This window comes from Arthrobacter sp. I3, assembly GCF_000520575.1.
GTDB lineage: Bacteria > Actinomycetota > Actinomycetes > Actinomycetales > Micrococcaceae > Arthrobacter > Arthrobacter humicola_A.
The window spans coordinates 1-5,933 of sequence record NZ_AZSB01000538.1 but is presented as its reverse complement, the minus strand read 5'-3'; the positions used below and the strand labels follow the sequence as shown (position 1 = coordinate 5,933).

Sequence of the window (5,933 nt, the reverse complement as noted above, 5' to 3'; positions counted from 1 at the left end):
TCAGGCTTCCTTGACCACGCGGTTCTTCAGTTCTCCGAGGCCCTCGATGGTGGTGACCAGGATCTGGCCTTCCTGGAGATAGCGCTTCGGGTCCTGCGCGTGGCCGACGCCGCCGGGGGTGCCGGTGGCGATGACGTCGCCGGGGTTCAGCGTGATGATCGTGGAGATGTAGGAAACCAGGAATTCCGGGGTGAAGACAACGTCGTTCGTCGGGGTCTGCTGCTGGATCTCGCCGTCGACAGCGGTGGTCATCAGGCCGCCGTTGAACTCGTCCTTGGTGACCAGGGCCGGGCCGAACGGGGTGGACTTCTCCCAGGTCTTGCCCTGCAGCCACTGGATGGTGCGGAACTGGTAGTCGCGCATGGACACGTCGTTCAGGACGGCGTATCCGGCGATGTGGTCCGCGGCGTCGGCTTCGGAAATCCGGCGGCCCTTCTTGCCGATCACGACGGCGAGTTCGGATTCCCAGTCGACCGCGTCCGATTCCTGCGGCAGGGCCAGGTCATCGTTCGGGCCAATCAGGGATTCGGCGTACTTGGCGAACAGGGTGGGGAACTCCGGGACTTCCCGGCCCATTTCCTTGATGTGGTTGCGGTAGTTGTGCCCGACGCAGATGATCTTGCCCGGGAACGGGACGACGGCGTCCAGGTCAGCACCCTCGAGCGGGTGGGTGGCGCCGTTGGCTGCCTTCGCCGTCGCTTCCCAGCCAGCGGTGTTGAGCAGTTCCCCGACGTTGGCGAAGCCTTCGATCTCGGTCAGGGTGTCGCCGTCCTGGCGGACAGCCTTGGTGCCGGCAGAGGTGCGGAGGGTGAGGAGTCTCATTTACTTGCGTCCTTCGATGTAGGTGCGGTTGAAGTTCAGCCGTTCGAAAATGGGGGCGTCACTGAACCGGAAGAGATCGAATCCGGTCCCCGCCTGAAGCGACCATTCCTGCCAGGACGGGACGACGAAGAGGTCGCCCTTCGCGAGGTTCCTGGTTTCGCCGTTCAGGACCACGGAGCCGGACCCTTCGAAGACCTGCCAGACGCTGGAGCCGACCTCGCGGACTGTCTCGGTGGCGGCACCGGCGCGAAGGCGGTGGAACTCGGCCCGGATGGTGGGCATGACGTCCCCGCCGGTGGTGGGGTTGGTGTAGCGGACGGCGGCGTGGCCCTGGGACACGGTGGCCGGGTGGCCCTCGTCTTCCAGCAGCAGCTGCTCGGCCAGTGCGCGGTCCGTGTACTCCCAGCGGTAGGCCGCGATGGGGGAGCTGGTGGTGTCATCCAGGCCGGAGAGCGGACGCAGGCCCGGGTGGGCCCAGAGCCGCTCGGAACGGGAGATGTCCGGGGTGGCCTCATCGGTGACGCGCTCGGTGCCGAACTCGAAGAAGCCGGCGTCGGCGTAGTGCACGAACGGGATGTCCAGGCCGTCGATCCAGGCCATCGGCTCATCGGTGTCGTTGTGGTGGCCGTGGAAGTTCCAGCCCGGGGTCAGCAGGAAGTCGCCGCGGGACATCCGCACCGGGTCGCCGTTCACCACAGTCCAGACGCCTTCGCCCTCGACGACGAAGCGGAACGCATTCTGCGAGTGGCGGTGCTCCGGGGCGGTCTCGCGGGCCCCGAGGTACTGGATCGCGGCCCACAGCGTGGGGGTGGCGTACGGGGTCTTACCCAGGCCCGGATTCGCCAGCGCAATCGCCCGGCGTTCCCCGCCCCGGCCCACGGGCACCAGATCGCCGGCACGGGCGGCCAGCGGGTACAGGTCGCTCCACCGCCAGACGTGGGGGACCGCCTTGGGGGAGGGGACCATCGGCATGAGGTCCGCGATCTCGGTCCACAGCGGTATCAGGTTCTCGGACTCAAAATCCTGGTACAACTGCTCCAGCTGGGCAGCCTCCTCCGGCGTCGGCTCCGCAGCGATCATCTGGTTCTCGGTCATGCTGTTTCCTTCGTTTGGGGGTATCCCTAGTGGGCCTGGATATCGGCGGCCAGGCGTTCGGCGATGTCGGCGCGCAGGTCCTTCTTGTTGATCTTGCCCACCTTGGTGGTGGGCAGTTCATCGAGGACCACGAGGTGTTCCGGGATCTTGAACGCGGCCACCCCGGTCTCCCGCAGCATCTCCTGGATTTGCTCGAGGGTCACGTCGCGTCCGGGCTTGACCGTGATGTAGAGGCACAGGCGTTCACCGAGCATCGGGTCCGGCATTGAAACTGCCGCGGCCATGGTCACGTCCTCGATCCGGTAGATGAGGCTTTCGATTTCCTCGGCCGAGATTTTCTCTCCGCCCCGGTTGATCATGTCCTTATCGCGTCCCTTGACGATCAGGTTTCCGTCCGGGCGCCGCTCGACGATGTCCCCGCTGGCGTACCAGCCGTCGGGGGTGAAGGCACGGGCGTTGGCTTCCGGGGCGCGGTAGTAGCCGCGGGGAGTGTAGGGGCCGCGGGTCAGGATGGATCCCGGGATCCCGTCCGGAAGGTCCTCGCCGGCCTCATCGACGATCCGGACCTCGTCGGCCTCGGAGACCGGGCGGCCCTGCGTGGTGCAGATGACCTCTTCGGGATCGTCCAGCCGTGTGGTGTTGATGAGACCCTCCGCCATGCCGAAGACCTGCTGCAGGGTGGCGCCCAGAACCGGCTTCACCTTCTGTGCGATTTCGTCGGGGAGACGTGAGCCTCCGACCTGGAGTACCTCTAGGCTGGCCAGCTGGTCAGACCCGGTTTCCTGCTGGTACTCGACCCAGCGCTGGGCCACCGCGGGGACGGCCGTGGACAGGGTGACCCTTTCCCGTTCAATGGTGGCGAATGCCTTGCGCGGCTCGGGGCTTGGGAGCATAACGGCCCGGCCGCCGGCGAACAGGATGCCGAGGATGCCGGGACAGGCCAGCGGGAAGTTGTGGCTGGCCGGCAGGGTTCCCAGGTAGACGGTGTCCTCGGTGACTGCGGTGGCGGCTGACGTGGCCTTGATGTTGTAGGCGTAGTCGTTATGGGTCCGGACAATGAGCTTGGGCAGCCCGGTGGTGCCGCCGGAGAGCAGGAACAACGCCGGGGAATCAGCTGCCGGCGCCGCAGCGTCCAGCCTGGCACGGGCCCCTGGCACGTCCGCTCCGGGGGCAAGGATGTCCTCGAGGCGTGTGTTGGCGGGGTTCACGGCTCCCGAAACGAGGATGTGCTCCAGGGACGGAATGGTTGAGGCCAGTCCTTCGGCCAGGGCCTGGTGGTCAAAGTCCTTGATGACGTCCGGTACGGCGATGGCCCGCGATTCGGAGAGCTCGGTGAGGAAGGACAGTTCGTATCGCCGGTGTGCCGGCAGCGCCATCACGGGAATGATCCCGGCCCGGAAACAGGCCAGGGTCAGCACCGTGAACTGCCAGCCGTTGGGCAACTGGACCATGATGCGGTCATCGGCTTTCAGCCCCAACTGCAGCAGGCGTTCGGCGGCGGCATCGACCCTGTCAGCCAGCTCCGCGTAGCTCAGCCGCACATCCCCGTCCACGACCGCGGACTTATCCGGCAGCCGGTCGGCCGTGTCGAGAAGGTAGGCGCCCAGCGGGCGGTCGTCCCAATAACCCTCGCGGCGGAACCGGGCTGCAAGATCTGCGGGCCAGGGGACGGTACCTTCACTGGTGTGGGTGGTCATTGAATGTCCTGCTCGACATTGATCACTACGGCATCCAGCGCGACGAGCCCGTCGTGGGTCAGGCGCAGGGGGTTGATTTCGATCTCCGCGATTCCGTCATTGGAAACGAGGGCATCTCCAAGCCTGACCAGCAGCCCGGCCAGCTCGGCGGGGTCCAGCGTCGGCCCGGAGCGGAAGCCGTACATCAGTTCGCGGGCCTGGAGCTCGCCGGGCATGCCTTCGGCCGCGCGGACAGCCAGCGGTGCCGAGCGGATGGAAATATCGGCAAAGACCTCGGCGGCGGTGCCGCCCAGGCCCAGGACGATGATCGGTCCGAAGACCGGGTCGCGGCGGGCCCCGACGACCAGGTCGACGCCGGGGGCGGCCATCGCTTCGATAAGGAATTCGCGGGCCCCGCCGGCTTCGAGTCCATCCAGAGCCCGGTCCATCGCCGCGGGGGAGTCCACCCCGAGGTGCACACCACCGATCTCGGTTTTGTGCAGGACGGCGGCGTCGAGCAACTTAACGGCAACAGGCCCGCCCAGTTCGGTCAGGGCCTCGTGGGCCGCCGCCCGGGTGCTGCAGCGGCGCCGCGCCGGGGTGGCGATGCCGAGGGCGCCGAGGAGTTCCTTGGAACGGTTTTCATCCCAGGGCCCCTCCAGATCCGGCCAGGTGAAGGCGCCGGCGGGGGCCTGGCCGCGCTGGAACTGCCCTCGGGCGTCGTGGACCAGGGCAGTAATGCCATGGGCGAGGGATGTGGGTCCGCAGATCAGCGGCAGCCCCTGCTGTTGCGCGGATTTTTTCGCGCGTTCAAGGTCGCCGTCGGGGCCGTCCACGCCGATCAGGACCGGCAGCGAGCCGGCGGCGCCGGAAGCTGCGACCGACTGCGGAAGGTCGGCGACAGGTTCGGTCAGTCCGTAGACTGCGACAACGTCGATGGCCGGGTCGGCGGCGACGGCCGCCACGATCTTCTCGTGGCCGGGGCCGGGGCGGCCGGTGTCCACGGGGTTGGCCTGGAAGGTCAGCGGCGGCAGCAGCGCACCGATGGTGTCCTGGCTCGCCTGGGCCAGGCGCGGCAGCGCCACCCCGGCGCCGTGCAGGGCATCGGCGATCAGCAGGCCCGGGCCGGCCTGGCCGGTGATGAGCCCGACGCCGGGGTCGGCGGCGGGTGCCAGCCGGCGTCCGGCCAGGGCGGTGACGGCGGCAACCAGCTGGTTCTCGTCGTCCACGAGCACCGCGCCGGCCTGCTTGAGGACCGCGCGGGTGGTGCGCCAGGACGTGGCCAATGCCCCGGTGTGGGACTGGGCAAACTCGGACACGTCATTCCGGCCGACCACCAGGGCGACCACCGGCTTGACGGCACTCAGGCGGGAGACGGCGTCGACGAGGGCCGGGCCGTCGCTGACCGTTTCCAGGTGCAGGGCCACCGCCTTGGTTTGCGGATCGGAGATCAGGTAGTCCAGGACATCGGGTGCGGTGATGTCCGTGCCCGCGCCGATGCCGACGGCGAGGCTGACGCCCACCCCGGCACGCTGCAGGTGGAACGCCAGCACGTGGTTGACTCCGCCGCTGGCGGCGACCACGGCCACGGAGCCGGGCTCCAGCTCCGCCACCCCGGGGACGAAGCTGGCGCGCAGGTTACGGTGCGGGACGAAGAAGCCGGAGGTGTTCGGGCCGAGCAGCCGGATTCCGGTGTCCCGGACGGCTGCCTCGACCTGGCGCGCGAATTCGATGCCGGGGCCGCCGGCTTCGGCGAAACCGCCGGCGCAGACCAGGGCGGCCCCGGCGCCGTTGGCCGCACTGTCGCGAAGCGCCTGGGCGGTGGCGGCAGCCGGCACGCAGAGCACGGCCAGGTCCGGGCCGCCGGGGATGGCGGCGGCGGCCGCGGCGATGCTGGTGTGCATGCCGTTCTCGCCGCGGCTGTTCACCAGTTCTACGGGGGCCGGGTAGTTGGAGAGTGACTGGGCCATGACGGCGCCGAGCTTCTCGGGGCTGGAGGAGGCGCCGACGACGATGATGCCGCGGGGCGCGAAGAGCGGGGTCAGGCTATGCATCGGTTGCCTCCGGAGTGGCGGTGGCGACGGCGTCTGCGCGGCCGGAAAGGATCTGGGTGAGAGCAGAGATGGGGCCGCGGTCGTCCACGATGACGCTTCTCAGACCGCGGCCGAGCCGGGCCTCCTCGGAGAGCAGGGTACGGGTGAAGGGGTTGCCGCCCTGGATGATGATGGCTGCGGCCCGGGCCGGCAGCTGCTCAAAGCAGGCCGCGAGGCCCTCCTCGGTGTCCGGTGCGGTGAGCAGCAGACCGGTGTCGGCGCCGGCGTCGGCGGGGTCGGTGACCAA

The 5,933-nt window shown here is 68.8% G+C and carries 4 protein-coding genes and 1 pseudogene; all 5 read right to left on the bottom strand.

Annotated elements, in window-relative coordinates:
- The gene (locus Y706_RS0102405; RefSeq protein WP_028275322.1) at nt 1–822 is read right to left on the bottom strand and encodes a fumarylacetoacetate hydrolase family protein; all 822 of its coding nucleotides are present in this window, start codon (nt 820–822) and stop codon (nt 1–3) included.
- Nucleotides 823–1,917 (bottom strand): cupin domain-containing protein, encoded by a 1,095-nt coding sequence (locus tag Y706_RS0102400; RefSeq protein ID WP_028275321.1) that lies wholly within the window; start codon nt 1,915–1,917, stop codon nt 823–825. It lies immediately after the preceding gene.
- A 26-nt stretch (nt 1,918–1,943) separates the two neighbouring features.
- The gene (locus tag Y706_RS0102395; RefSeq protein WP_028275320.1) at nt 1,944–3,614 is read right to left on the bottom strand and encodes a (2,3-dihydroxybenzoyl)adenylate synthase; all 1,671 of its coding nucleotides are present in this window, start codon (nt 3,612–3,614) and stop codon (nt 1,944–1,946) included.
- Nucleotides 3,611–5,647: an acetate--CoA ligase family protein gene (locus Y706_RS0102390; RefSeq protein ID WP_028275319.1), complete on the bottom strand. Its 2,037-nt coding sequence runs from the start codon at nt 5,645–5,647 to the stop codon at nt 3,611–3,613. The genes Y706_RS0102395 and Y706_RS0102390 overlap by 4 nt, the downstream gene beginning before the upstream one ends.
- A pseudogene (locus Y706_RS29080) lies at nt 5,640–5,933 on the bottom strand (2-polyprenyl-6-methoxyphenol hydroxylase); the annotation flags it as partial. The gene Y706_RS0102390 and the pseudogene Y706_RS29080, both read right to left, overlap by 8 nt.